25 protein-coding genes and 1 tRNA gene are annotated in these 24,622 nt (G+C 65.9%); 14 read left to right on the top strand and 12 right to left on the bottom strand.

Features of this window, described 5'->3' with window-relative positions; translation table 11 throughout:
- Positions 1 to 47: 47 nt before the first annotated feature.
- On the bottom strand, positions 48 to 2,243 hold the full coding sequence (locus ACNFBT_RS18260; protein ID WP_416751679.1) for a mechanosensitive ion channel family protein: 2,196 nt from the start codon (positions 2,241 to 2,243) through the stop codon (positions 48 to 50).
- 194 nt (positions 2,244 to 2,437) lie between these two features.
- On the opposite strand from ACNFBT_RS18260, the gene ACNFBT_RS18255 reads away from it, so the two are divergent.
- The 4 genes from ACNFBT_RS18255 to ntrC all read left to right on the top strand — a co-directional run bounded on the left by ACNFBT_RS18255 (position 2,438) and on the right by ntrC (position 6,290).
- The gene (locus ACNFBT_RS18255) at positions 2,438 to 2,983 is read left to right on the top strand and encodes a DUF4124 domain-containing protein (protein WP_416751677.1); all 546 of its coding nucleotides are present in this window, start codon (positions 2,438 to 2,440) and stop codon (positions 2,981 to 2,983) included.
- A gap of 11 nt (positions 2,984 to 2,994) precedes the next feature.
- On the top strand, positions 2,995 to 3,573 hold the full coding sequence (locus tag ACNFBT_RS18250) for a DUF4124 domain-containing protein (protein WP_416751738.1): 579 nt from the start codon (positions 2,995 to 2,997) through the stop codon (positions 3,571 to 3,573).
- Positions 3,574 to 3,780: 207 nt separating this feature from the next.
- Positions 3,781 to 4,857: a nitrogen regulation protein NR(II) gene (gene glnL / locus ACNFBT_RS18245; RefSeq protein ID WP_416751675.1), complete on the top strand. Its 1,077-nt coding sequence runs from the start codon at positions 3,781 to 3,783 to the stop codon at positions 4,855 to 4,857.
- Between the two features lie 2 nt (positions 4,858 to 4,859).
- A complete protein-coding gene (gene ntrC / locus ACNFBT_RS18240) occupies positions 4,860 to 6,290 on the top strand; it encodes a two-component system response regulator NtrC (protein WP_416751673.1) in 1,431 nt (476 codons plus the stop codon).
- Between the two features lie 590 nt (positions 6,291 to 6,880).
- Here the strand turns inward: ntrC and trmL are convergent.
- Positions 6,881 to 7,342 carry a tRNA (uridine(34)/cytosine(34)/5-carboxymethylaminomethyluridine(34)-2'-O)-methyltransferase TrmL gene (trmL, locus tag ACNFBT_RS18235; RefSeq protein ID WP_331319697.1) on the bottom strand — a complete coding sequence of 154 codons (462 nt, stop codon included), beginning with the start codon at positions 7,340 to 7,342 and terminating at the stop codon, positions 6,881 to 6,883.
- On the opposite strand from trmL, the gene ACNFBT_RS18230 reads away from it, so the two are divergent.
- Entirely contained in the window at positions 7,341 to 7,793 is a 453-nt protein-coding gene (locus tag ACNFBT_RS18230) for a hypothetical protein (protein WP_416751671.1), read from the top strand. The genes trmL and ACNFBT_RS18230 overlap by 2 nt on opposite strands.
- A 791-nt stretch (positions 7,794 to 8,584) precedes the next feature.
- On the opposite strand, the gene secB is transcribed toward ACNFBT_RS18230, so the two are convergent.
- Genes secB through ACNFBT_RS18215 form a run of 3 tightly spaced genes read right to left on the bottom strand, consistent with a single transcriptional unit; the run spans position 8,585 to position 9,783 of the window.
- On the bottom strand, positions 8,585 to 9,067 hold the full coding sequence (gene secB, locus ACNFBT_RS18225) for a protein-export chaperone SecB (RefSeq protein WP_416751669.1): 483 nt from the start codon (positions 9,065 to 9,067) through the stop codon (positions 8,585 to 8,587).
- A gap of 37 nt (positions 9,068 to 9,104) precedes the next feature.
- Positions 9,105 to 9,359 carry a glutaredoxin 3 gene (grxC, locus tag ACNFBT_RS18220; RefSeq protein ID WP_416751667.1) on the bottom strand — a complete coding sequence of 85 codons (255 nt, stop codon included), beginning with the start codon at positions 9,357 to 9,359 and terminating at the stop codon, positions 9,105 to 9,107.
- Between the two features lies 1 nt (position 9,360).
- Complete coding sequence (locus tag ACNFBT_RS18215) at positions 9,361 to 9,783, bottom strand: rhodanese-like domain-containing protein (RefSeq protein ID WP_416751665.1); 423 nt, start codon at positions 9,781 to 9,783, stop codon at positions 9,361 to 9,363.
- Positions 9,784 to 9,929: 146 nt separating this feature from the next.
- Here ACNFBT_RS18215 and gpmI point away from each other — a divergent pair, with 146 nt between their 5' ends.
- The 4 genes from gpmI to ACNFBT_RS18195 all read left to right on the top strand — a co-directional run bounded on the left by gpmI (position 9,930) and on the right by ACNFBT_RS18195 (position 15,033).
- A complete protein-coding gene (gene gpmI / locus ACNFBT_RS18210) occupies positions 9,930 to 11,465 on the top strand; it encodes a 2,3-bisphosphoglycerate-independent phosphoglycerate mutase (RefSeq protein ID WP_416751663.1) in 1,536 nt (511 codons plus the stop codon).
- Between the two features lie 137 nt (positions 11,466 to 11,602).
- Positions 11,603 to 12,895, top strand: coding sequence for a murein hydrolase activator EnvC family protein (locus tag ACNFBT_RS18205; RefSeq protein ID WP_416751661.1), 1,293 nt, complete (start codon positions 11,603 to 11,605; stop codon positions 12,893 to 12,895).
- Positions 12,896 to 12,924: 29 nt separating this feature from the next.
- The gene (locus tag ACNFBT_RS18200) at positions 12,925 to 14,247 is read left to right on the top strand and encodes a S41 family peptidase (protein WP_416751659.1); all 1,323 of its coding nucleotides are present in this window, start codon (positions 12,925 to 12,927) and stop codon (positions 14,245 to 14,247) included.
- A 3-nt stretch (positions 14,248 to 14,250) separates the two neighbouring features.
- A complete protein-coding gene (locus ACNFBT_RS18195; protein ID WP_416751657.1) occupies positions 14,251 to 15,033 on the top strand; it encodes a divergent polysaccharide deacetylase family protein in 783 nt (260 codons plus the stop codon).
- A 121-nt stretch (positions 15,034 to 15,154) separates the two neighbouring features.
- Here the strand turns inward: ACNFBT_RS18195 and ACNFBT_RS18190 are convergent, their stop codons facing one another.
- The 7 genes from ACNFBT_RS18190 to hisB form a co-directional block, all read right to left on the bottom strand.
- Positions 15,155 to 15,913 carry a substrate-binding periplasmic protein gene (locus ACNFBT_RS18190; protein ID WP_416751655.1) on the bottom strand — a complete coding sequence of 253 codons (759 nt, stop codon included), beginning with the start codon at positions 15,911 to 15,913 and terminating at the stop codon, positions 15,155 to 15,157.
- Positions 15,914 to 16,063: 150 nt separating this feature from the next.
- Entirely contained in the window at positions 16,064 to 16,822 is a 759-nt protein-coding gene (locus ACNFBT_RS18185) for a substrate-binding periplasmic protein (RefSeq protein WP_416751653.1), read from the bottom strand.
- 207 nt (positions 16,823 to 17,029) lie between these two features.
- The gene (gene hisF, locus ACNFBT_RS18180; RefSeq protein ID WP_207886296.1) at positions 17,030 to 17,800 is read right to left on the bottom strand and encodes an imidazole glycerol phosphate synthase subunit HisF; all 771 of its coding nucleotides are present in this window, start codon (positions 17,798 to 17,800) and stop codon (positions 17,030 to 17,032) included.
- A 23-nt stretch (positions 17,801 to 17,823) separates the two neighbouring features.
- A complete protein-coding gene (gene hisA / locus ACNFBT_RS18175; protein WP_043256078.1) occupies positions 17,824 to 18,561 on the bottom strand; it encodes a 1-(5-phosphoribosyl)-5-[(5-phosphoribosylamino)methylideneamino]imidazole-4-carboxamide isomerase in 738 nt (245 codons plus the stop codon).
- 40 nt (positions 18,562 to 18,601) lie between these two features.
- Entirely contained in the window at positions 18,602 to 18,862 is a 261-nt protein-coding gene (locus ACNFBT_RS18170; RefSeq protein ID WP_015479328.1) for a DUF2164 domain-containing protein, read from the bottom strand.
- 3 nt (positions 18,863 to 18,865) lie between these two features.
- Positions 18,866 to 19,504 (bottom strand): imidazole glycerol phosphate synthase subunit HisH, encoded by a 639-nt coding sequence (hisH, locus tag ACNFBT_RS18165; protein WP_416751650.1) that lies wholly within the window; start codon positions 19,502 to 19,504, stop codon positions 18,866 to 18,868.
- Positions 19,504 to 20,097 (bottom strand): imidazoleglycerol-phosphate dehydratase HisB, encoded by a 594-nt coding sequence (gene hisB, locus ACNFBT_RS18160; RefSeq protein ID WP_152226950.1) that lies wholly within the window; start codon positions 20,095 to 20,097, stop codon positions 19,504 to 19,506. Before hisB ends, hisH begins: the two co-directional genes overlap by 1 nt.
- A gap of 164 nt (positions 20,098 to 20,261) precedes the next feature.
- Here hisB and ACNFBT_RS18155 point away from each other — a divergent pair, with 164 nt between their 5' ends.
- From ACNFBT_RS18155 to ACNFBT_RS18135, 5 genes are all read left to right on the top strand, one after another.
- Positions 20,262 to 20,660 carry an acetyl-CoA sensor PanZ family protein gene (locus ACNFBT_RS18155; protein ID WP_416751647.1) on the top strand — a complete coding sequence of 133 codons (399 nt, stop codon included), beginning with the start codon at positions 20,262 to 20,264 and terminating at the stop codon, positions 20,658 to 20,660.
- Between the two features lie 185 nt (positions 20,661 to 20,845).
- Complete coding sequence (locus tag ACNFBT_RS18150) at positions 20,846 to 23,077, top strand: AsmA family protein (protein ID WP_416751645.1); 2,232 nt, start codon at positions 20,846 to 20,848, stop codon at positions 23,075 to 23,077.
- Positions 23,074 to 24,141 (top strand): A/G-specific adenine glycosylase, encoded by a 1,068-nt coding sequence (mutY, locus tag ACNFBT_RS18145; RefSeq protein WP_416751643.1) that lies wholly within the window; start codon positions 23,074 to 23,076, stop codon positions 24,139 to 24,141. Before ACNFBT_RS18150 ends, mutY begins: the two co-directional genes overlap by 4 nt.
- Positions 24,138 to 24,410, top strand: coding sequence for an oxidative damage protection protein (locus ACNFBT_RS18140; protein ID WP_416751641.1), 273 nt, complete (start codon positions 24,138 to 24,140; stop codon positions 24,408 to 24,410). The genes mutY and ACNFBT_RS18140 overlap by 4 nt, the downstream gene beginning before the upstream one ends.
- Before the next feature lie 78 nt (positions 24,411 to 24,488).
- Positions 24,489 to 24,564, top strand: a tRNA-Phe gene (locus tag ACNFBT_RS18135).
- Positions 24,565 to 24,622: the final 58 nt, after the last annotated feature.

Here is a 24,622-nt window from a genome sequence, read left to right as displayed (position 1 = left end):
CCCCATCAGAGAAACCTGATCAGACGTACAGGGATGACTGAAGCCAGTCAGTCCCGCTTCGACGCCTCGTGCGGCCCGCCTTCTTCGCGCGAGCTTGGCGGCCGGGAAAGCTGCACGTTCAGGCGCGGCATCGACAGCTCCAGACCCGCCTTGTCCAGCCGCTGGCGCAGGCGCAGGTTGAAGGCGCGCTGCACCTCCCACTGGCGGATCGGCGCGGTCTTCAGGCGGAAGCGGAGGATCGCCTGGCCGTTGTCGAAGCTCTCCACGCCCTGCATCTCCAGGGCCGACCACATGGCGCGGCTGATGGTGCGGTCGCCGCGCAGGTCGCGGGTGACCTCGTGGACCAGCGCCACCGCATCGTCGATCGGCATGCTGGCGGGCACCGGCCAGCGGAACATCGCGTAGCCGAACTCCCGCGAGTAGTTCTTGATGCTCTTGATCTCGCTGAAGGGGATGGTGTGCACCACGCCGTCCAGGTCGCGCAGGCGTACGGTACGGATGGTGAGGCCCTCGACGGTGCCGAGGTGGCCGCCGACGTCCACGTAGTCGTCGATGGACAGCGAGTCTTCGATGATGATGAACAGGCCGGTGATCAGGTCCGCCACCAGCGACTGCGCGCCGAAACCGATGGCCAGGCCGATGACGCCCGCGCCCGCCAGCAGCGGGGTGACGTTCATGCCCATGTTGGCCAGGGCGACGATCAGCGCGATGACCGCGATGGTCACGAAGAGCACGTTGCGGATCAGCGGCAGCATGGTCAGCGCGCGGGTGTTGCTGCGGTTCTTGCCGCCCAGGCCGAGGCTGTGCTGGACCGCCGTGTCGGCCAGAATCCACACCAGCCAGGCCACCAGCAGGGTGGTACCGAAGCTGATCAGCTTGATGCTGATCGCCGAGCCGTCGCCCTCGGTGAATGCGATCAGCGACATGCCCCAGACGCGCAGGCCGATTTCCAGGAACACCAGCAGGGTGCCGATGTGCAGCAGGGTGTAGGCGAAATTCTGCAACTGCTCGACATAGGGCGCACTTCGGCGGCTGCCGTGGCGGGACGAGCGCAGGTGGGCGCGGCGGATCAGGCCGTTGACGGTCATCGCCACCACGGCGACCAGCGCGCACAGCAGTGCGCGGCGCAAGGCATAAGTGCTGTCGCCGGCGGTGACCACGGTGGCGAACAGGGAAATCCCCACCAGCACCAGTACCGGCAGGAACCACAGTGAGCCCACCAATTCGACCAGGTCATGCAGGCCGCGGCGCTTGATGCGGCGCTCCAGCGGCTGGTTGCGGATCAGGTGGGCGATGGGCCGGCGGAACTGCAGGACGAACAGCGCGGTGAACAGCGCCGCGAAGATGTTCGCCAGCGAGCCGACGCACAGCGCCGTGCTCGGGCCGAGGCTGTCGGTGACGCGCGGGTCGTGCATCACCTCACCCAGCGACGCCAGGCTGCCGATCAGCCACAACGGGCGGAAGGCGCGCCGCCGCAGGATGTCCAGCGCACGCATGCGGTGCGGGCCGCTGAGCAGCGACAGGGAGATCACGCACAGCGCGGAGAACAGCGTGCCGCACACCAGCACGTAAGCCATCACCATCGCCAGCAACTTGCCCAGGGAGCTGGGCAGCACCACCGACAGATAGAGGGTGATCAGGAAGGCCACCAGCCAGGGGCCGAGCTTACGAAGGGCGAACAGCAGCAGGTCGCGGGTCTTGGGGTGCTGCGGAAGCTCGTTGGCCAGCCCGAAGCGCTCCTGCATGCGCCGCGCCAGCCAGCGCAGCCCGAGGGCCACGCAGGCCCAGAGCAGGGTCACCAGGAAGAAGTCGAAGAGCATCCCCGACCACTCCTGCCAGGACGGGATGCGGGTCTCCAGTTCGTCGCGAGCCTGACTGAACAACTCGGTCCAGCGCAGCACCGGGCTGTTGGCGCCTTCGAACTGCTTCTCCAGGCTGCCCAGGGTATCGCCGATCAGGCCCAGCACGCCGCCCTGCTCGTCCGCGCTCTTCTTGCTCGCATCGCGCAACTGCTTGAGTTTCTTCAGCAGGTCAGCCCGCTGCTGGTCGTTCTCCAGCGTCTTGATGACCTGGTCCAGCGACTGCTGCAACTGCGCATCGCTGACCTTGTCGCCGCCCCCCGTCACATTGGCCAGGGGCCCCGGCAGCGCGGCCAGAGCGGTGCCTGTGAACAGGCCGACACTCAGACAGCACAGCAGCAGGCACTGACGAATACAGGAACGGAGCAGGTCGGTCACGGGCACACCCCAAGGCAGATAAAGGAAGGCTCGCCGGCATCATACAGAGGACTCGGGCCGGCAATGGACTACAGAGCCGTATGAAAGGTCCGTCAGCGAGCGGCAGCGCACACTGCGAGCTGCCATGCTGAATCACAATAGGCAACTTGCCAGCCGTCGTCGGCAGTGCAAGGCTTGGCATGACCATCCGGAGATCGCCCATGCGCCTGATCCTCACCGCCCTGCTGCTCGCCGCCGCGTTGCCAGCCAGTGCGCAGATCTACAAGTACACCGATGCCAACGGCAAGACGGTGTTCACCAACCAGCCGCCGAGCAACGTCGGCGCGCAGCCGGTGCAGTTGCCGCCAACCAATACCGTGGCCCCGCAGACGCCGGTGAACACCGACACCGGTGGCAACCCCGACGAGGCGCAGAACGCCTATACCATCCTGGCGCTGAGCAATCTGCCCAACGACGAGGCGATGCGCGCGAACAACGGCACCTTCGTCGTCGAGGTGGTGGTGCAGCCGGCACTGGCCATGGACCATCAGCTGCAACTGGTGCTCGATGGCCAGCCCTACGGCGCCCCGACCCATAACACCAGCATCACCATGGAAAACATCGACCGTGGCGATCACACCCTCGCCGTCGAGGTCCTGCAGGGCAGCCGGGTGATCCAGAGCAGCGCGCCGGCAAGCTTCACCCTGCAGCGCATCAGCACCAACAGCCCGCAACGGCCCCAGGTAGCCCCCAGGACGGGCGGCTGAGCATGCGCTACCTGGTGACTCTCGTGCTGTCGGCCCTGTTATCGGCGCTGGCCTGCCTGTCGGCCAACGCCGAGGTCTACACCTACATCGACAAGGACGGCAACCGCGTCTTCACCGACCAGCCTGCACGCGGCAACGCGCAGAAGCTGCAGCTCGCACCGCCCAACGCCATGCCGAACCAGCCCGGCGTGCGCATGCCGCCACCACTCTACGCACCCGTCACGCCGGCATTGCCGCCGGGCCCGCCGGCCTACCAGTTGCTGCGCATCCTCGTGCCGGAGCCCGATACCACCATCCGTGCCAACGATGGCGCGCTGATCGTTTCCGCTACCAGCGACCCGGCCCTGCTGCCCGGCCATCTCTACCGCCTGCTGCTCGATGGCAAGCCGGTGGGAGAACCCGGCCGCAGCCCAGTGTTCCCGCTGTACAACGTCGAGCGCGGCACGCACCAGTTGTCGGTGGAGATCATCGACACCCTGGGCCGCACCATCGAACAGACGCCCAACCAGCCCTTCCACATGTTCCGCGTTTCGGTAGCCGAATCGGCCACCTTGGACGCCAGCCACCCCCTCAGCGCCGCCAGCCATTGACGGAGGCGTGCGCTCCGGCGCAAATGCACCATATCGGTGCATTGGCCTGCACCACTTTCTATACTCTCCCCATTTCAGGTCACTTCCGCCGGCCGGATTGACTGTCTGCACTGCGCAAACCAGCGCCAGGCGGCGAAATACGCGGCCTTCCAGGGTCTGGTTTGTTTCTTGCATTTTCCCGCACAGTCTTGGGACATCTCTTACGCCATGCCTACAGAAACCCAGCTCCGCCTGTTGCTCGACAACCTCACCACGGCGGTGATCCTGCTCAACGCCGAGCTGCGCCTGGAGTACATGAACCCGGCGGCGGAAATGCTCCTGGCGGTCAGCGGGCAGCGCAGCCATGGCCAGTTCATCAGCGAGCTGTTCACCGAATCGCCCGAGGCGCTGCACTCGCTGCGCCAGGCGGTGGAAGAGGCGCACCCCTTCACCAAGCGAGAAGCGGCGCTGACCTCGCTGACTGGCCAGAGCATCACCGTGGACTACGCGGTGACGCCGATCCTCAACCGCCGCGAAACCCTGCTGCTGCTGGAAGTCCACCCGCGCGACCGGCTGATGCGGATCACCAAGGAAGAGGCGCAGCTGTCCAAGCAGGAGACCACCAAGCTCCTGGTCCGCGGCCTGGCCCACGAGATCAAGAACCCGCTGGGCGGAATTCGTGGCGCGGCGCAGCTGCTGTCCCGCGAGCTGCCGGACGAATCGCTCAAGGACTACACCAACGTCATCATCGAAGAAGCCGACCGTCTGCGGAACCTGGTGGACCGCATGCTCGGCTCGAACAAGCTGCCGCAGCTCTCGGTCACCAACATCCACGAAGTGCTGGAGCGCGTCTGCAGCCTGGTGGGGGCCGAGACCCAGGGCAGCATCCCGCTGGTGCGCGACTACGACCCAAGCATCCCCGACCTGCTGCTCGACCGCGAGCAGATGATCCAGGCGGTGCTCAACATCGTGCGCAACGCCATGCAGGCGATCGCCTCGCAGAACGAACTCAAGCTGGGCCGCATCACCCTGCGCACCCGCACCCTGCGCCAGTTCACCATCGGCCACACGCGCCATCGCCTGGTGTGCAAGGTGGAGATCATCGACAACGGCCCGGGCATCCCGGCCGAACTGCAGGACACCATCTTCTATCCCATGGTCAGCGGCCGTGCCGACGGCACCGGCCTGGGCCTCGCCATCACCCAGAACATCATCAGCCAGCACCAGGGCTTGATCGAATGCGAGAGCCACCCCGGCCACACCGTGTTCAGTCTGTTCCTGCCCCTGGAACAAGGAGTGCATTGACCATGAGCCGATCTGAGACCGTCTGGATCGTCGACGACGACCGCTCCATCCGCTGGGTGCTGGAAAAAGCCCTGCAGCAGGAAGGCATGACCACGGTCAGCTTCGACAGCGCCGACAGCGTGATGAGCCGCCTCGGCCGCCAGCAGCCTGACGTGATCATCTCCGACATCCGCATGCCCGGCGCCAGCGGCCTGGACCTGCTGGCGCAGATCCGCGAGCTGCACCCGCGCCTGCCGGTGATCATCATGACCGCGCACTCGGACCTCGACAGCGCGGTGGCGTCCTACCAGGGCGGCGCCTTCGAGTACCTGCCCAAGCCGTTCGACGTCGACGAGGCCGTCTCCCTGGTCAAGCGCGCCAACCAGCACGCCCAGGAGCAGCAGGGCCTGGAAGCGCCGGCCAACCAGGCGCGCACCCCGGAGATCATCGGCGAGGCGCCGGCGATGCAGGAGGTATTCCGTGCCATCGGCCGCCTCTCGCACTCCAACATCACCGTGCTGATCAACGGCGAGTCGGGTACCGGCAAGGAGCTGGTCGCCCACGCCCTGCACCGCCACAGCCCGCGCGCGGCCTCGCCGTTCATCGCGCTGAACATGGCGGCGATTCCCAAGGACCTGATGGAATCCGAGCTGTTCGGCCACGAGAAAGGCGCCTTCACCGGCGCAGCCAACCAGCGGCGCGGCCGCTTCGAGCAGGCCGACGGCGGCACCCTGTTCCTCGATGAGATCGGCGACATGCCGGCCGACACCCAGACCCGCCTGCTGCGGGTACTGGCGGACGGCGAGTTCTACCGCGTCGGCGGCCACACGCCGGTGAAGGTGGACGTGCGGATCATCGCCGCCACCCACCAGAACCTGGAAAACCTGGTGCGCGAGGGCAAGTTCCGCGAGGACCTGTTCCACCGCCTGAACGTCATCCGCATCCATATTCCGCGGCTGGCCGACCGCCGCGAGGACATCCCGGCCCTGGCCCGGCACTTCCTCGCCCGCGCCGCCCAGGAACTGGCGGTGGAGCCCAAGCTGCTCAAGCCGGAAACCGAGGATTACCTGAGGAACCTCGGCTGGCCAGGCAACGTGCGCCAGCTGGAGAACACCTGCCGCTGGATCACCGTCATGGCGTCCGGCCGCGAAGTGCACATCGACGACCTGCCGCCGGAGCTGCTGACCCAGCCACAGGACAGCCTGCCCGCCGCCAACTGGGAACAGGCCCTGCGCCACTGGGCCGACCAGGCCTTGGGGCGCGGCCAGTCGAGCCTGCTGGACACCGCCGTGCCGGCCTTCGAGCGGATCATGATCGAGACCGCGCTCAAGCACACCGCCGGCCGCCGCCGCGATGCCGCCGTGCTGCTGGGCTGGGGGCGCAATACCCTGACCCGCAAGATCAAGGAGCTGGGCATGAAGATCGACGGCCCGGACGAGGACGGCGACGACTGAATCGCTGGACGACAAAGGGGCCGCAAGGCCCCTTTTTTCATGCCATCAGGCTTTTTTGTAGGACCGAGAGGGGCGCCTGGCCCTTGCCCGCGAACCAACCCCACTGCAGCACCTTCCCGAACCCCGGCTGCGCGCCCCGTCCAGAGGGAGAGAGGACTGATCGGCGCACGCCGATGTCAGGGTTTTCGCCGGCTGACTCTGTTGTTTCCGCGCGCTCCGCACGGCCCCTCTCCCTTTGGGAGAGGGCTGGGGTGAGGCCAGTCGGAGTCATCGGCGTGCCCCCCTGTTCGCGAGCAAGCTCGCTCCTACAGACAGAGCACCTGAACTGGAATTTGGAGACCATTGCAGAAGCGCGATCAGCGTCACGTGCCGGCAATATCTACCCCCAAAACCTGTGGATAACACTGTGCACGGAACGGGGAAGGAACGTGCTACAGCCCAGAGCACGCGCGGTCTGCGGGTTTGCGTGGTTTCTGTGCAGGAAATTCGCGTTTGCCCACAAGCGCTGTGCGCCCGGCTGTGGATAAGCTTGGGGCAAGCCGCTGCACTCCCCGCCCCGCGCGGCTTTGCGCGAATCGCTCGAAAAACGCTCAGTCCATCGCGAAACCGTGCTGACGCCAGGCTTCGTAGACGGTCACCGCCACGGTGTTGGACAGGTTCAGGCTGCGGCAACCCGGACGCATCGGCAGACGCACGCGCTGTTCCGGCGGCAGGGCTTCGCGCACTTCTTCCGGCAGGCCACGGCTTTCCGGGCCGAACAGGAAGGCATCACCGCGCTCGTAGGCCACCTCGTGGAACGGCTGCGAACCCTTGGTGGTGAAAGCGAACAGGCGCGGATGGCCGAGCTGTTCCAGGCACTCCTCCAGAGTCGCGTAGCGGCGCACGCTGGCGTATTCGTGGTAATCCAGGCCCGCGCGGCGCAGGCGCTTGTCGTCCAGCTCGAAGCCCAGCGGCTCGATCAGGTGCAGGCTGCAGCCCGCATTGGCGCACAGCCTGATAATGTTGCCGGTATTCGGGGGAATTTCCGGTTGAAAAAGGATCACGTGGAACATGCAGCGCTCCGAGCCTGAGAACGGCGGGCATTCTACCCCCGCGCAGGCACAAATGCGGCCCAGGCCGTGGCTGAAGGTGATGGTTTCGCTGAGCATGCTGGGCCTGCTCGTCGGCCTGATGATCGGCCGCCTGGTAAACCCGCCGCCCGAGGGGCCGCCGCAGATCCTCGCCATCGAACCGACAGCGGACGGCCTGCTCGTTCGCTTGAATGCCCAGCCAGCGGTGCGCGCCGGTCATCTGGAGGGCGCCCTGGCCGTGCAGATCGATGCCAGAGGCAAGGCCCAGCAAGGCCAGCTGCGGATCGGTGACGCGCCGGTGCGCTGGAAGCTGGAGCCGCAAGGACAAGGGGTGCTGCTGACGTTGCTGTCGACCCGACGACTGCAAGGCGCCTGGGACGGCGCCGAAGCGGAGGGCCAGTGGCACCTGAAGGTCAGGGCGCGGCCTGAATAAAAGCGGGGTTCTCCCGGCCTGCCTGGTCCGGGGCCCCGAAGCGGGATGCAGGCCATCCACAAGGATGGCCGCGGGCATAAAAGGGGGGCTTACCCGGCCTGCCTGTACCAGGACCCCCAAACCGGTTGCGGCGGCCGCTGCTTCGAGCGGCGCACCCGCGGGGTGTAAAAGAGGGGTTCCCCAGCCTGCCTGTACCGAGGCCCCTGAAATCGCTGTTGTCAGGGGTATTGCAGAGGGCGTGCCAAGATCGCTCGCCGGACGTTTCGAGCAGACTCCTGCTCGATCCTGAAATGATTGAAAAGCGCGAAACCAGGGGCTTTCAGGGATATCTGCAATCTTCCGCAGCACGACGTGCCTGCGTCTGCGCCGGACATTTCCGGGCGGCACAGCAGCGCCCGGCCCTGCGCCCTCCCAGTGCGCACGCACCAAACTTGAACGCTCTACCCCGCGGATCATTACCCACAGCAACCTTGAGCAACCTACGGAACAGCCTGTGGATAAGCACCTCAGAGCGCGACCTGGCGTGGCCTGCAAGCCATCGTTCAAATTTCGACCAGAACGTAGGGCGTACAACCGTTAGCGATAGTACGCCGATACACCGCAGGCCCTCGCCACTCCATAGCCGCCCCGGAGCACCCTGACGCCAGCGCCCAGGCCAATCCCGAAGTGTCGGAAACCAAGGCCAATCGGCGGATAACGTCGAACGTTATCCGCCCCACGTTCAGCTCTTGGGCAAATCCCGGGCAAAGAAAAAGGCGCCCGAAGGCGCCTTTCTCATGCCGCAGCCAGGATCACTGGACTGCCGGGATCTCGCCGGAAGCCTGCATGCGGGCGATTTCCTGCGCGTACAGCGCATCGAAGTTCACCGGGGACAGCATCAGCGCCGGGAAGGAGCCGCGCACCACCAGGCTGTCCAGGGTTTCGCGGGCGTACGGGAAGAGGATGTTCGGGCAGAATGCGCCCAGGGTGTGGCTCATGCTGGAAGCATCCAGGCCCTTGATCAGGAAGATGCCGGCCTGCTGCACTTCGGCGATGAAGGCGGTTTCTTCGCCGTTCTTCACGGTCACGGAAACGGTCAGCACCACTTCGTAGAAGTCGCCGTCGAGCTGCTTCTGGCGGGTGTTGAGGTCCATGGAAATGCTCGGCTGCCACTCCTGGCGGAAGATTTCCGGCGCCTTGGGCGCTTCGAAGGAGAGGTCGCGGATGTAGATGCGCTGCAGCGAGAACTGCGGATTGCTGTCTTGCTGGCCTGCGCCGTTGGCTTGTTCAGTCATTTCGAGACCTTCTTGTGCATCGTTTCAGGATTGAGGATCACGCCGAGAGCAGCGTATCCAGCTTGCCCGCGCGTTCCAGCGCGTAGAGATCGTCGCAGCCGCCGACGTGGGTTGCGTCGATCCAGATCTGCGGCACCGAGGTGCGCCCCGCCTTGCTGGCCATCTCGGCGCGTACGCCGGGCATGCCGTCCACCGAGATCTCCTCGTAGGCGACACCCTTGCGGTCCAGCAGGGCCTTGGCGCGGATGCAATAAGGGCACCACGCGCTGGTGTAGATCAAGATCGACGGCATCTCACTTCACCAAAGGCAGGTTGTCGCCACGCCAGCTGCCGATGCCGCCGGACAGTTTGGCGGCGGTGAAGCCCGCCTTCTGCAGCACGCTGCACCAGGTGCCCGCGTGCTGGCCCATGCTGTCGACCACGATGATGGTCTTGGCCTTGTGCTTGTCCAGCTCGGAGAGGCGTGCGTTCAGCTTGTCCGCCGGGATGTTCAGCGCATCGACGATGTGGCCGGTGGAGAACTCCTTGGTCGGACGGATATCGAGGACCACGGCCTGCTCGGCGTTCACCAGGGCGGTCAGCTCGCGGGTCGACAGGGCGCGGCCGCCCTTGCGCATTTCGTGCAGGGCCAGCAGCACCAGCAGCACGACCAGGGCACCGACCAGCAGGTAGTGGTGGGTGGCGAATTCGATCAGACGGGGGAGGAACGAGGACATGGCGCAGGACATCCAGACGTAAAAATGCCGGCCAGTATACACGCGCGTATCTGACGGCTGCACCCTGCGGATCATGGCGTCTGTCGGCACCAATCGGTAAAATGTCGGTCCTTTTCTGACCCCTATTCTCGGAAAGAGCCGTACCTATGACTGCAACGCCCAAACCGCTGGTCCTGATCATTCTGGACGGCTTCGGCCATAGCGATAGCCCGGAATACAACGCCATCTACGCCGCCAAAAAGCCCAACTGGGACCGTCTGCTGGCCAGCCAGCCCAACGGCCTGATCTCCGGTTCCGGCATGGACGTCGGCCTGCCCGACGGCCAGATGGGCAACTCCGAGGTTGGCCACATGAACCTGGGCGCCGGCCGCGTCGTGTACCAGGACTTCACCCGCGTGACCAAGGCCATTCGCGACGGCGAGTTCTTCCACAACCCGGTCCTGACCGAAGCAGTCGACAAGGCCGCCGGCGCCGGCAAGGCGGTGCACATCCTCGGCCTGCTGTCCGACGGCGGCGTGCACAGCCACCAGGACCACCTGATCGCCATGGCCGAACTGGCCGCCCAGCGCGGCGCCGAGAAAATCTACCTGCACGCCTTCCTCGACGGCCGCGACACGCCGCCCAAGAGCGCCGAGCCGTCGCTGCAGCTCCTCGACGACGCCTTTGCCCGCATCGGCAAGGGCCGCACCGCCAGCATCATCGGCCGCTACTTCGCCATGGACCGCGACAACCGCTGGGACCGCGTCGAAGCCGCCTACAACCTGATCACCGAAGGCACCGCCGAATTCACCGCCGACACCGCCGTGGGCGCGCTGAACGCCGCCTATGAGCGCGGCGAGAGCGACGAATTCGTCAAGGCCACCCGCATCGGCGCGCAGGTGCGCGTGGAAGACGGCGACGCCGTGGTGTTCATGAACTTCCGCGCCGACCGCGCCCGCGAACTGTCGCGCGCCTTCGTCGAGCCGGGCTTCAAGGAATTCCCGCGCCAGCGCGCGCTGAAACTGGCCAGCTACGTGATGCTGACCCAGTACGCGGCGAGCATCCCGGCACCCAGCGCGTTCAAGCCCGAATCCCTGGACAACGTCCTGGGCGAGTACCTGGCCAAGAACGGCAAGACCCAGCTGCGCATCGCCGAGACCGAGAAATACGCCCACGTGACCTTCTTCTTCTCCGGCGGCCGCGAAGAGCCGTTCGAGGGCGAAGAGCGCATCCTCATCCCCTCGCCCAAGGTCGCCACCTATGACCTGCAGCCGGAGATGAGCGCGCCGGAAGTCACCGACAAGATCGTCGACGCCATCGAGAACCAGCGCTTCGACGTGATCATCGTCAACTACGCCAACGGCGACATGGTCGGCCACACCGGCGTGTTCGAGGCTGCGGTTAAAGCCGTCGAGTGCCTGGATACCTGCGTCGGTCGGATCGTCGAGGCGCTGGACAAGGTCGGTGGCGAAGCCCTGATCACCGCCGACCACGGCAACGTCGAGCAGATGGAAGACGCCATGACCGGCCAGGCGCACACAGCGCACACCTGCGAGCCGGTGCCGTTCGTCTATGTCGGCAAGCGCAGGCTGAGCATCCGCGAGGGTGGCGTACTGGCCGACGTGGCGCCGACCCTGCTGACCCTGATGGGTCTGGAGCAGCCGAAAGAGATGACCGGCAAGTCGATCGTCACCCTGCTTTGAGGGTGACGATTTGACGGGAACGTGAGCCATCTCCCGTCGGTCAGAGCAAACGCCCCACGCCATGCGGCCTGGGGCGTTTTTTTTAGCGCCCGCCACGGGCATACTAGGCCGTCCAGACTTCAGGTCCCCGCCGCCCAATGCCTCGCGCCCTCCTCCCGCTGCTGCTGATCTGCCTCCTGAGCCCGCTTGCGGCCGGTGCCGACGAACGTGCCGACACCCAGCGCCAGCTGGAGCAGACGCAGAAAGACATCACCGAGCTGAAGAAGAATCTGAAGAACATCCAGGACGAGAAGTCCGGGGTGCAGAAGCAGCTCAAGTCCACCGAGACCCAGATGGGCGACCTGGAAAAGCAGATCCAGCAGATCCAGGACGAGATGAAGAAGAACGAGGAGGAGCTGCAGCGCCTCGATGGGGAGAAAAAAAAACTCCAGGGCGCGCGCCTTGAGCAGCAGCGCCTGATCGCCATCCAGGCCAGAGCCGCCTACCAGAGCGGCCGCGAGGAATACCTCAAGCTGCTGCTGAACCAGGAACACCCCGAGAAGTTCAGCCGCACCCTCACCTACTACGAGTACATCAACAAGGCCCGCCTGGATCAGCTCAGCGCGTTCAACGAGACCCTGAGCCAGTTGAACAACGTCGAGCAGGACATCAACGCGCAGAAGAACCAGCAGGTCGAACAACAAAGCGCGCTGGAATCACGCCGTCAGGAGCTGGCCGACGCGCGCAAGGCGCGCCAGGAGACCCTGGCCAAGCTCAACAGCGACCTCAAGGACGGCAGCAGCAAGCTCAAGGATCGCGAGCAGAGCCAGGAGGACCTGAACAAAGTCCTCAAGACCATCGAGGAAACCCTGGCCCGCCAGGCCCGCGAAGCCGAGGAAGCGCGCCAGCGCGCCCTGGCCGCCGAGCGCGAACGCGCAAAACGCGAACGCGAGCTGGCTGAGCGCAGCGAGAAACCCGAGGCCCCGAGCAAGCCCCGCGCCGACTACAGCGGCCCGCTGGTATCCAGCGGCGCAGGCTTCGGGGGCTCCTTCGACGCCGCCAAGGGCCGGCTGCCCTGGCCGGTCAACGGCCGCGTGCTGGCGCGCTTCGGCAGCCCGCGCGGCGACGACCCCCGCGCCACCTGGGACGGCGTGCTGATCGGCGCCTCCGCTGGCAGCACGGTGCGTGCCGTGCATGGTGGCCGCGTGGTGTTCGCCGACTGGCTGCGCGGCGCCGGCCTGCTGGTCATTCTCGACCACGGTGGTGGCTACCTCAGCCTTTATGGGCATAATCAGAGCCTTCTGAAGGACGCCGGCGACACCGTCAAAGCAGGCGACCCCATCGCGACCGTAGGTGCCAGCGGTGGGCAGAGCACCCCGGCGGTATACTTTGCCATTCGCCATCAGGGCCGCCCGGCGGACCCTTCTACCTGGTGTCGCACGCAGGGATAAGCGGCGGACACGCCTTAGGAGCCCCAAACATGTCGCAAGCTTTCCGTCTCACCACCCTGGCCATGGCCCTGCTGCTCGGCGTCGGTGCGGCACAAGCCGCCGACGCCCCGTCCGCGGCAGCCCCGGCGGCGCCTGCGGCCAACGGCAAGGAGGCTCCGCTGCCGCTCGATGAGCTGCGCACCTTCGCCGAGGTCCTGGACCGGGTGAAGGCCGCCTATGTCGAGCCGGTGGACGACAAGACCCTGCTGGAGAACGCCATCAAAGGCATGCTCAGCAACCTCGACCCGCACTCCGCCTACCTCGGCCCGGAAGAGTTCGCCGAGCTGCAGGAAAGCACCAGCGGCGAGTTCGGCGGCCTGGGCATCGAGGTCGGCAGCGAAGACGGCTTCGTCAAGGTGATCTCGCCGATCGACGACACCCCCGCGGCCAAGGCCGGCATCCAGCCGGGCGACCTGATCGTCAAGATCGACGGCAAGCCGACCAAGGGCCAGTCGATGAACGAGGCGGTGGACAGCATGCGCGGCAAGGCCGGCTCGCCGATCACCCTGACCATCGTGCGCGGCGGCGGCAAGCCGTTCGACGTCGAACTCAAGCGCGCGGTCATCAAGGTCAAGAGCGTGAAGAGCCAGATGCTCGAACCGGGCTACGGCTACCTGCGCATCACCCAGTTCCAGGTCAACACCGGCGAGGAAACCGTCAAGGCGCTGACCAGCCTGCGCAAGGAAAACAACGGCCGGCTCAAGGGCGTGGTGCTGGACCTGCGCAACAACCCCGGCGGCGTGCTGCAGTCGGCAGTGGAAGTGGCCGACGCCTTCCTCACCAAGGGGCTGATCGTCTACACCAAGGGCCGCATCCCGAATTCCGAGCTGCGCTTCTCGGCCGACCCGTCCGATCCGTCCGACGCCGTACCGCTGGTGGTACTGATCAACGGCGGCAGCGCCTCGGCGGCGGAAATCGTCGCCGGCGCCCTGCAGGACCAGAAGCGCGCCATCCTCATGGGCACCGACAGCTTCGGCAAGGGCTCGGTACAGACCGTGCTGCCGCTGAACAACGACCGCGCCCTGAAGCTCACCACCGCGCTGTACTACACCCCCAACGGCCGCTCGATCCAGGCCCAGGGCATCACCCCGGACATCGAGGTGGAACGCGCCAAGGTGACCCGCGAGCAGAGCGAGTTCGATGGTTTCAAGGAAGCCGACCTGCAAGGGCACCTGGCCAACGGCAACGGCGGCAAGGACCGTCCCACCGCCGCTGGCAAGCGCCCGGAAGACCGCCCGCAGGAAAGCGACTACCAGCTCGGCCAGGCCCTCAGCCTGCTGAAGGGACTCAGCGTCAGCCGCGGCAACAACTGACCCATGCGCTGGGCCCGGCTGCTGTTCGGCCTAGGCCTGGGTGCACTGTTATGCCAACCGGCGGTGTCGGCTCCCCCGCCGGGTGGCGCCAAACCGCTGGTCAGCATCGTCATCGACGACCTCGGGCAGAACCTGGCGCGCGACCGCCAGGTGCTCGAACTCTCCCCCGCCATCGCCCTGGCGATCATCCCCGACACGCCCCACGCCGCCGAACTGGCCCGCGAAGCGCACAAGCTGGGGCGCACCGTGATGCTGCACATGCCCATGGACCCGGCCGGCGGTGAGTTCGCCTGGCGTCCGGAGCTGAGCCAGGAGGAGCGCGCCCGCCGGCTCGACGCGGCGTTGGCGCGGGTGCCTTACGCCCAGGGCCTGAACAACCATGAAGGCAGCCGCATGACCGCCGACCGCCCGGCCATGGCCTGGCTGGCCGCAGAGCTGCAGCGCCGCCACCTGTTCCTGCTCGACAGCCGCACCAGTGCCGCCACCGTGGCCGCGGCCGAGGCACAGAAGATCGGCCTGGCGAGCCTGTCGCGGGACGTGTTCCTGGATGACGATCCGAGCGAAACGGCGGTGATGGAGCAGATGCAGCACGGCCTGAAACTGGCGCGCAAGCAGGGCACGGTGGTGATGATCGGCCACCCGAAGCCGGCGACCCTGGCGGTGCTCAGGCGCGTATTGCCAACCCTCAAGGCCCAGGGCTTCGAACTGGTGCAGCCGGCGCTACTGATCGGCGAACGCGCCAACCGCGCCATGCAGGGGCATGGGCGGGATGGGGTTTACCGGTAAACGACAAGAGGATGCGGTTCGCGAGCAAGCTCGCTCCTACAGAGAGCAGCGAGCCTGCTTTTCGTAGGAGCGAGCTTGCTCGCGAACTTCCGGAATCCAGGCGGCGACCGCCCGGCCTTCCTTACAGATAGTTGTTGGTCGCCTGCTCGATGAAGCCATCCGCGCGCATCGACTCCAGCGCCTTCTGCAGACGCTGCACCACCTCATCCGGCGTGTCCTTGTTCAGCGCCAGGTAGAGCTGGTCCTCGTTGAAGCGAAGCACGGTCTGCAGGCCGGATACGCCTTCCTGCTTGGCAATGTAGCGCCCAACCGGGTCGGTGGTGGCCCACAGGTCGATCTCGCCAGCGGTCAGCTTCTTCACGTTTTCCTGGTCGCGCAGCGCGTTGATCACCGGGATACCCTGCTTCTCCAGCCCTTCGCTAACCGCGTCGTTCTTGTAGGCACCGATCTTGTACTTGGCGCCGGCTTCCTTGATGTCCTTCACCGTGATCTTGCTGCCAGCCGGCGCCAGCAGCACCCAGTTGGTCTTGGCGATGGGGCCGACCCACTTGAACAGCGGCACGCGCTCGGGGGTGTAGGCGGTGGAGAACAGCCCGTAGTCGGGCTTGTCGAGGGTCAGCTTGTACAGGCGATCCCAGGGGAAGCGCAGGCTCAGGCTGTACTGGATGCCGGCGCGCTTGAACATCTCGCGGACAATATCGGTGCTGATGCCGTCGATGCTGTCGTCTCGGGCGAAGTTCTTGTCATCCACCGCCATGTTGAAGGGCGGGAAGTTCTCCGTGAGCAGCACCACCTTGTAATCGGCGGGCACCTCGGCGCGGGCCGCAGCGGCCCCCAACAGCAGGCCCAGGGTCAGGGTCTTGGTAAGGACTTTCAGCATGGTCATACCGCTCGCATGGTTATCGTTATTGGCTTGCGGCATCCCTGCAAAGGGACGGAATACTCAGCTCGTCTGCCTTCCGTGGCAAATCCGGCGCCGATGGATGTCGGCGCGAAACACAAGGGCCGGCGCTTGGCCGGCCCGTGGGCATTACAGGTAACTGTTGAGCACGTCGTCGACGAAACCTTCGGCGCGCATCTTGTCCAGCGCGGCCTGCAGCTTCTGCACCACCTCGTCGGGCGTCTCGCGGTTCAGCGCCAGGAACAACTGGTCGCTGTTGAAGCGCAGCACGGTCTTCAGGCCGGAGACCCCGACCTGCTTGGCCAGATAACGCCCGGCCGGATCGCCGCTCGCCCACAGGTCGATCTCGCCTTCCTGCAGCTTGCCGGCATTCTCCTGGTCGCGCAGCGCCAGCACCGGCTCGAAGCCGTGCTTGGCCAGGTACTCGGCCATGGCATCGCCCTTGTAGGCACCGACTCGGTATTTCTTGGCTTCGTCCAGGTTGTTCAGGGTGATGGTGCTGTCGCCCTTGGCCAGCAGGACCCAGTCGTCCGGACCGATCGGGCCGACCCACTTGAACAGGCTCTCGCGCTCGGGCAGGCGGGCGGTGACGAATACGCCGTAACCGGGCTTCTCCAGCGCCAGCTTGTAGATACGGTCCCAGGGGAAGCGCAGGGTCAGGCTGTAGGAAACGCCGGCACGCTTGAACATCTCCTTGACGATGTCGACGGCGATCCCGTCAATATTGTCTTCCTGGGCGAAGTTCTTGCCGTTGATGGCCATGTTGTACGGCGGGAAGTTCTCGGTCAGCAGCACCATGCTGTAGTTCGAGCTCTCCGTTTCCGCCTTTGCCGCGCTGGCCAGCAGCAGGCCGCAGCCAATCCATGCGAGCAGAATGCGCTTCAGCATCTGGGAATTCCTGAGTGTGACAATTCTGAGAAGGCGCAGAGCTTACTCGGAGAATTGACGCCAAGAAACCCTACGCAGATGGCAATCGCACATCCAAACGCCATCACTTCGACCAGCGGTATCGAGCACTCGGGACTCGGGGCGAAAGGGTCTGCGACGACAGGGCGCAGGCCCTCGAGGGCCGGGAGAACCCCGGCCCGGAAGGAATCAGCGAACGACGATGCCGCGGCTGGCCAGGTAGGCCTTGGCTTCCGGCACGCTGTACTCGCCGAAGTGGAAGATGCTGGCGGCCAGCACCGCGTCGGCCTTGCCTTCGATGATGCCGTCGGCCAGGTGCTGCAGGTTGCCGACGCCACCGGAGGCGATCACCGGAACGTTCACCGCCTCGCTGATGGCGCGGGTCACGCCCAGGTCGTAGCCGCTCTTCACGCCGTCCTGATCCATGCTGGTCAGCAGGATCTCGCCGGCGCCCAGGCCTTCCATCTTCTTCGCCCACTCCACCGCGTCGAGCCCGGTGGGCTTGCGCCCGCCGTGGGTGAAGATTTCCCAGCGCGGGGCCTCGCCCGGCGCCGAAACCTTCTTGGCGTCGATGGCGACCACGATGCACTGCGAGCCGAAGCGCGCGGCGGCTTCGCCGACGAATTCGGGAGTGAATACCGCGGCGGTATTGATCGAGACCTTGTCCGCACCGGCATTGAGCAGGTTGCGGATGTCCTGCACGGTACGCACGCCACCGCCCACGGTCAGCGGGATGAACACCTGGCTGGCCATGCGCTCGACGGTATGCAGGGTGGTGTCGCGGCCATCGACGCTGGCGGTGATGTCGAGGAAGGTGATCTCGTCCGCGCCCTGCTCGTCGTAGCGGCGGGCGATCTCCACCGGGTCGCCGGCGTCGCGGATGTTCTCGAACTTGACGCCCTTCACCACGCGGCCGTTGTCCACGTCGAGGCAGGGGATGATGCGTTTAGCCAGTGCCATGTCAGGGTTCCCCGTGGTTCAGCTCAGCCCTTGAAGGCGTCGCACAGTGCCTGGGCCTCGGCGACGTCCAGCGTGCCTTCGTAGATCGCGCGGCCGGTGATGGCGCCGACGATGCCCGGGGTGCGGGCGTCCAGCAGCTTCTGGATGTCGCCCAGGTTGTGGATGCCGCCCGAAGCGATCACCGGAATGCGCGTGGCGTTGGCCAGGGCAGCGGTGGCTTCGACGTTGCAGCCCTGCATCATGCCGTCCTTGGAGATGTCGGTGTAGACGATGGCGGAGACGCCGTCGGCTTCGAAGCGCTTGGCCAGGTCGATCACCTGCACTTCGCTCACCTCGGCCCAGCCGTCGGTGGCGACGAAGCCGTCTTTGGCGTCCAGGCCGACGATCACTTTACCGGGGAAGGCGCGGCAGGCTTCACCGACGAATTCCGGCTGCTTGACCGCCTTGGTGCCGATGATCACGTAGCTGACGCCGGCGCGGACGTAGTGCTCGATGGTTTCCAGCGAGCGGATGCCGCCGCCGATCTGGATCGGCAGGTTCGGGTAGCGCTTGGCGATGGCGGTGACCACTTCACCGTTGACCGGCTTGCCTTCGAAGGCGCCGTTCAGATCCACCAGGTGCAGACGGCGGCAGCCGCCCTCCACCCACTTGGCGGCCATGGAAACCGGGTCGTCGGAGAACACGGTGGCGTCTTCCATCAGGCCCTGGCGCAGGCGCACGCAGGCGCCGTCTTTCAGATCGATTGCGGGGATGATCAGCATGGGTTGAACCTGCTCGAATCCAAAGTTGAATGGGGTCGGGTCAGCTCTTCTCGAGCGCCCACAAGTCGCTTTCGATGCTCTCGAACCGGTCTTTCAGGTGAGATTGCACGTCGAAGATCGCCTTGTTGTAGAACAGCGGGCCGAACTCGCGCATGAAGAAATCCAGCGCCTCCTCGGCCTCGAAGGAGCCCACGTCCAGCTCGAAGCGGTCTTCGAGGAAACGCTGGATGGCCCGCGCCGCGCTCTGGCGCTGGGCGCCGTCGAGTTCGAGGATCGCGGGCTTGTCCTTCTGGCGGGCCATGGCTTACCAGCGCCCGTCCCAGGCGGCGAAGTTCTGCAGCAACTGCAGGCCGTGGGTATGGCTCTTCTCCGGGTGGAACTGCACGGCGAAGCGCGAGCCGTCAGCCAGCGCGGCGGCGAAATCACGCCCGTAATGGCCGCGACCGACCACCTGGCGCGGGTTGCCCGCCTCGATGTAGTAACTGTGCACGAAGTAGAAGCGCGCGTTGTTCGGGATGTCGTGCCACAGCGGGTGGTCGACGCTCTGCGCCACTTCGTTCCAGCCCATGTGCGGCACCTTCAGGTGCTCGCCGTCCTCGTGCAGGTCCTTGCCGAAGAAGCGCACCTGGCCGGGGAACAGGCCGATGCAGTCGACGCCGTCGTTCTCTTCGCTGTGGTCCAGCAGCGCCTGCATGCCGACGCAGATGCCGAGGAAGGGACGATCCTGGCTGACTTCACGCACCAGGCTGTCGAAGCCCAGGCGCTTGATCTCAGCCATGCAGTCGCGGATCGCACCCACGCCGGGGAACACCACGCGATCCGCCTCGCGGATCACGTTGGCGTCGCTGGTCACCAGCACGCGCCCGGCGCCCACGCGCTCCAGCGCCTTGGACACCGAGTGCAGGTTGCCCATGCCGTAGTCGATGACGGCTACCGTCTGCATCACAGGCACCCTTTGGTGGACGGCATCTGGCCGGCCATGCGCTCGTCCAGCTCGATGGCCATGCGCAGCGCGCGGCCGAAGGCCTTGAACACGGTCTCGATCTGGTGGTGGGTGTTGTGGCCACGCAGGTTGTCGATGTGCAGGGTCACCTGGGCGTGGTTGACGAAGCCCTGGAAGAATTCCATGAACAGGTCGACGTCGAAGCCACCGACGCTGGCGCGGGTGAACGGCACGTGCATCTGCAGGCCGGGACGGCCGGAGAAGTCGATGACCACGCGCGACAGCGCCTCGTCCAGCGGCACGTAGGCATGGCCGTAGCGGCGGATGCCCTTCTTGTCGCCGATGGCCTTGGCGAAGGCCTGGCCGAGGGTGATGCCGATATCTTCGACGGTATGGTGGTCGTCGATATGCAGGTCGCCCTTGCACTCGATGTCCAGGTCGATCAGGCCGTGGCGGGCGATCTGGTCCATCATGTGCTCGAGGAAGGGAACCCCGGTATCGAAGCGGGCCTTGCCCGTTCCATCCAGGTCGATGGAAACCTTGATCTGGGTTTCCAGGGTGTCGCGCGCGACGGATGCCTTGCGTTCGGCCATCACCAGCTCCACAGCTAACACTGCACGTAATTATAAGAAGGGGCAGCATTATAGGCGCGCCAGGCCCGGCGCGGCTATGGGCGGTGGTCGGCGCTGGCCGATCGGTGCGGCTTCTCCTTAAACTGAGCGCCCTACTCTGCGGGACCGCCACCGAGGAATCGTCCATGCCCGTCATCGTCCAGCACCTGACCCAGCCCAGCGACCAGGACCGCCAGGATCTGCTGAAAGTCTACGCCGACGCGCCGGACTGGCTGCTGGCGCCCTTCGCCAACGCCGCGGAACTGGTGGATCGCGGCCTGAACGAAGGCCTGCTGCTGACGGGCCGCTTCAACGACCGCCTGCTGGGCGCCGCCTGGGTCGAACGCAACGCGGACACCTGGCGCCTCTCACGCCTGTGCGTACGCAAGGTTACCCGTGAGCGGGGCGTAGCCCGGCGCCTGCTGGAGGAAACCCAGCGCCTGGCCATCCTGCAGGGCGCCGCGCTGCGCCTGAGCGCGCCGGCCGACCAGCCGGACGCCGCCGCCTTCGCCGAACGCCTCGGACTGACGCTGCTGCCAGCCTGAGCCAGGCCGGCCAGATCCGCCGCCATTCTGCGACCGGATCGGCAGGAGCGACGCCGCAGGGAACCGTGCTCCAGCCCTCCGTTCAAACCTGGCAGCTCCAGCACCTTTCCCCTCCGCCTGAGGTGCGGGTGCGTCGTTGATATACTTTCCCGCTATCCCATCCGCTGCCTGAACAAGGACCCGTCATGAAAGCGTTCGGCAAAATCCTCGGCATCGCTGTCCTGGGCCTGCTGCTGCTCATCGTCGCAGCTGGCTTCGTGCTGACCCACTTCTTCAACCCGAACGACTACAAGGACGAAATCCGCCAACTGGCCCGCGACAAGGCCAACGTCGAGCTGAACCTCAAGGGCGACATCGGCTGGAGTCTGTTCCCCTGGCTGGGCCTGGAGCTGCACGACACCAGCGTCGCCACCCTGCAGACCCCCGGCCAGCCTTTCGCCGACGTGCAACTGCTGGGCATGTCGGTGCGTGTGTTGCCGCTGCTGCGCAAGGAGCTGCAGATGAGCGACATCCGCATCGAAGGCCTGACCCTGAGCCTGAGCCGAGACAAGAACGGCGCCGGCAACTGGGAAAACATCGGCAAGCCTCTCCAGCCGGCCGGCGCCGCACCCGTTGCCTCGCAGCCGGCGCCCGCCCCCAGCGCACCGGCCAAGCCGGCCACCGCCGATGCGCACCAGCCGATGAAGCTCGACATCGACAGCCTGACGGTGAAGAACGCACGCATCGACTACGCCGACGCGCAGAGCGGCAAGAACTACACGGCCGAAGGCATTGAGCTGGCCACCGGCGCCATCCGCGAGGGCAGCAACATCCCGGTCAAGTTCAGCGCCTACCTGGGCAGCAACCAACCGGTAATCCGCGCCCGCACCGAACTGACCGGCAACCTGCGTTTCGACCGCGCCCTCAAGCGCTATCAACTGGAGGACACCAAGCTCTCCGGCGAAATCTCCGGCGACCCGCTCCAGGGCAAGACCGCCAGCTATAGCGCCCAGGGCCAGCTGGTGCTCGACCAGGCCGCCCAGGTCGCCGAGTGGAATGGCCTGAAGATCACCGTCAATCAGTTGCGCGCCCTCGGCGAGATCAAGGCCCGCGAGCTGGACAAGGAGCCCAAGCTCGATGGCGGTCTGTCGCTGGCGCCGTTCAACCTGCGCGAATTCCTCAATGGCATCGGCCAGACCCTGCCGGAAATGGCCGACGCCAACACCCTGACCAAGCTGGAGCTGTCCACCCGCCTGGCCGGCACCCGCAACAGCCTGGACCTTGGCGACATCAAGCTGAAGCTCGACGACAGCAACTTCAGCGGCAACCTCGGCATCGCCGACTTCAGCAAGCAGGCCATCCGCGCCCAACTGAGCGGCGACCGCCTGGACCTCGACCGCTACCTGCCGGCCAAGGCCGCCAAGGCCCAGGAAGCCACCAGCGCCGCGCGCAAGGCCGAGGTCGAGGCCACCACCAGCAACGCTATCCAGGGCGACACCCCGCTGCCCAACGCGCCGACCCAGCAGGCCTGGAGCGACGCTCCCATGCTGCCGGTCGCCAAACTGCGCAGCCTCGACCTGGACGTCGCCCTGCAACTCGGCCAGCTGAGCCTCGACAAGCTGCCGATCGAGAATGCCATCCTCAAGCTGCACGGCCAGGACGGCCTGCTCAACCTCGACGACATGCGCGGCGAACTCTACGACGGCAAGTTCAACGCCACCGCCAGCCTCGACGTGCGCCAGGACGTGCCGCTGCTCAAGGCGCAGAAGCACATCGCCGACGTGCCGGTGGACCGCCTGCTCGAATCCCAGGGCCAGAAGCCGCCGGTGAAGGGCCTGCTCGACCTGGACGCCGACATCACCACCCAGGGCCTCAGCCAGAAGGCCTGGATCGACAACCTCAATGGCACCGCGCATTTCGTCCTGACCCAAGGCGTACTGCTCAACGCCAACCTGGAACAGCAGCTGTGCCAAGGCATCGCCACCGTCAACCGCAAGGCACTGGAGGGAACGCACGGCGGCAAGGACACGCCCTTCCGCGAACTGCAGGGCAACCTGACCTTCCGCAATGGCGTGGCCAGCAACCCGGACCTGAAGGCGAGCATTCCCGGCCTGACCGTCAAGGGTGACGGCGACATTGACCTGCGCGTGCTGGGCATGGACTACCGCATCGGCGTGATCATCGAAGGCGACAAGAGCGAAATGCCCGATCCGGCCTGCCAGGTGAACAAGCGCTACGTCGGCATCGAATGGCCGCTGCGCTGCCGCGGCCCGCTGGAACTGGGCGCCAAGGCCTGCCGCCTGGACAAGGACGGCCTCGGCAAGATCGCCGGACAACTGGCCGGGGAACGGCTGAACGAAAAACTCGAAGAGAAGTTCGGCGACAAGGTCAGTCCCGAACTCAAAGACGCACTCAAAGGGCTGCTCAAGAAGAAATGACCCCGGAACGTTTCAATTCGGCGGTGCTCGACTGGTTCGACCGCCATGGCCGCCATGACCTGCCCTGGCAGCAGAACATCACACCCTACAGGGTGTGGGTCTCGGAAATCATGTTGCAGCAGACCCAGGTCGCCACCGTGATGGGCTACTTCGACCGCTTCATGAGCGCACTGCCGACGGTGGCGGACCTCGCTGCCGCGCCGGAAGACGAAGTGCTGCATCTGTGGACGGGCCTGGGCTATTACACCCGCGCCCGCAACCTGCACAAGACGGCGAAATTGGTGATGGAACTGCACGGCGGCGAATTCCCCCGCGACGCCGAGCGGCTCGCCGAACTTCCCGGCATCGGCCGCTCCACCGCCGGTGCCATCGCCAGCATCTCCATGGGCCTGCGCGCACCGATCCTCGACGGCAACGTCAAGCGCGTACTGGCGCGTTATCTCGCCTGCGACGGCTATCCGGGCGAGCCCAAGGTGGCCAGGCAACTGTGGGACGCCGCCGAGCGCTTCACGCCGCACGCGCGGGTCAACCACTACACCCAGGCGATGATGGACCTGGGCGCCACCCTCTGCACCCGCAGCAAGCCGAGCTGCCTGCTCTGCCCGCTGCGCGAGGGCTGCCGCGCGCATCTGCTGGGCCGCGAGGCCGACTTCCCGGTGCCCAAGCCGCGCAAGGAACTGCCGCGCAAGCGCACGCTGATGCCGATCCTGGCCAACCGCGAGGGCGACATCCTGCTCTACCGCCGTCCCTCGACCGGCCTCTGGGGCGGGCTGTGGAGCTTCCCGGAACTGGACGACCTGGCAGCCCTCGACCCGCTGGCGCAGCACCACGCCCTGCGCCTGGGCGAGCGCCGCGAGCTGCCCGGCCTGATCCACACCTTCAGCCACTTCCAGCTGGCCATCGAGCCCTGGCTGGTGCGCGTCGAGGACGCAGCCCCCGCCGTGGCCGAGGGCGACTGGCTCTGGTATAACCTCGCCACCCCGCCGCGGCTCGGCCTCGCCGCCCCGGTGAAGAAGCTGCTCAAACGAGCCGCCGACGTGTTGAATGCAGGAGAAATGTCATGACCCGACTGGTGATGTGCCGCAAGTACAAAGAAGAGCTGCCCGGCCTCGATCGCGCGCCCTACCCCGGAGCCAATGGCCAGGACATCTTCGAGCACGTCTCGAAGAAAGCCTGGGACGAGTGGCAGAAACACCAGACCATGCTGATCAATGAGCGTCGCCTGAACATGATGAACGCCGACGATCGCAAGTTCCTCACCGCCGAGATGGACAAGTTCCTTTCTGGCGAGGAATACGCGCAGGCCGAGGGCTACGTCCCGCCCAGCGCGTAAGCTTCGGTATTATTTGAAAAATTTTTTCGCGGCACGCTTGACACCCTTTCCGAAAACCCTTTTAATGCGCGCCACGTTGCCCAGGTAGCTCAGTTGGTAGAGCAGGGGATTGAAAATCCCCGTGTCGGCGGTTCGATTCCGTCCCTGGGCACCAAGCATTCCGAAAGCCCCTGAAATCGAGAGATTTCAGGGGCTTTTTCGTTTCCGCCCGC

Origin of the sequence: Pseudomonas sp. NY15181 (genome assembly GCF_048068055.1) — a bacterium.
Lineage (GTDB): Bacteria > Pseudomonadota > Gammaproteobacteria > Pseudomonadales > Pseudomonadaceae > Pseudomonas.
This window is presented reverse-complemented; position numbering and strand designations above follow the sequence as displayed.